Here is a 1,069-nt window from a genome sequence, read left to right as displayed (position 1 = left end):
CGCTCGCCGTGGCCGAGGAGCTGCTGGGCCTGCTCCCGGACGTCCGCCTCGAGGTGGCGCGGTCGCCCGCCGAGGTGGCGGCCTGGCCGCGGATCGTCGGCGAATTCGTCCACGACGCCGGCGCCTGACCGATCACCCCACCCGGCGCCGGGGGTCCACGCACCGAGGGTCGTCCGGTGGCAGTCGCGCCGGCATCGCCAGCACACTGGGCCCATGCGCGCGACACAACGACAGATCATCGACGCCCTCGGCGTCCGTCCCCGGATCGACCCCGCCGAGGAGGTGGAGCGCCGGGTGCGGTTCCTGGCCGACTACCTGGGTGCGAGCGGGGCGAAGGGCTTCGTGCTCGGGATCTCGGGCGGCGTGGACTCCTCGTTGGCCGGCCGCCTGGCACAGCTGGCGGTGGAGAGGGTGCGCGCCGACGGTGGCGAGGCGGTCTTCGTGGGGATGCGCCTGCCCTACCGCGTGCAGCACGACGAGCACGACGCGGTGGCGGCCGTGGAGTTCGTGGGGGCCGACGAGACCCTCACGGTGAACGTCGCCCCGGGCGTGGACGGGCTCGACGGCGAGATCCGGCAGGCCGCCGGCGAGGAGCTGACGGACTTCACCAAGGGCAACACCAAGGCGCGCCACCGCATGGTCGCGCAGTACGCCGTGGCCGGGGACCGCGGGCTACTGGTGATCGGCGCCGACCACGCCGCCGAGAACGTCACCGGGTTCTTCACCAAGTTCGGCGACGGTGCCGCCGACCTCCTCCCGCTGTCCGGGCTGGACAAACGCCAGGTCCGGGAGCTGCTCCGTCACCTTCAGGCGCCGCGACAGCTGTGGGACAAGGTGCCCACGGCCGACCTCCTCGACGAGGCCGAGGGCCAGACCGATGAAGAGGAACTGGGTATCAGCTACGACCACATCGACGACTACCTCGAGGGTCGCGAGGTGCCCGAGGACGCGGCCCGGCTGATCGAGGAGGCGTGGCACCGCAACCGGCACAAGCGCACCACCCCCGTCGAGGTGGCCGACACCTGGTGGCGGCCGGCCGGGAGGATCGGCGACCAGGCCGGCGAGCAGG

1 protein-coding gene is annotated in these 1,069 nt (G+C 73.1%); it reads left to right on the top strand.

The window, feature by feature from the left end; translation table 11 throughout:
- Positions 1–213: 213 nt before the first annotated feature.
- On the top strand, positions 214–1,069 hold an 856-nt coding region (nadE, locus tag G6028_RS15150), incomplete at its 3' end, for an ammonia-dependent NAD(+) synthetase (protein ID WP_182659367.1).

It is taken from the genome of Dietzia cercidiphylli, from assembly GCF_014145145.1.
GTDB classification, from domain to species: Bacteria; Actinomycetota; Actinomycetes; order Mycobacteriales; family Mycobacteriaceae; genus Dietzia; species Dietzia natronolimnaea.
Note: the sequence above shows the minus strand (reverse complement) of the source record. Positions and strands in the feature narration are given on the sequence as shown.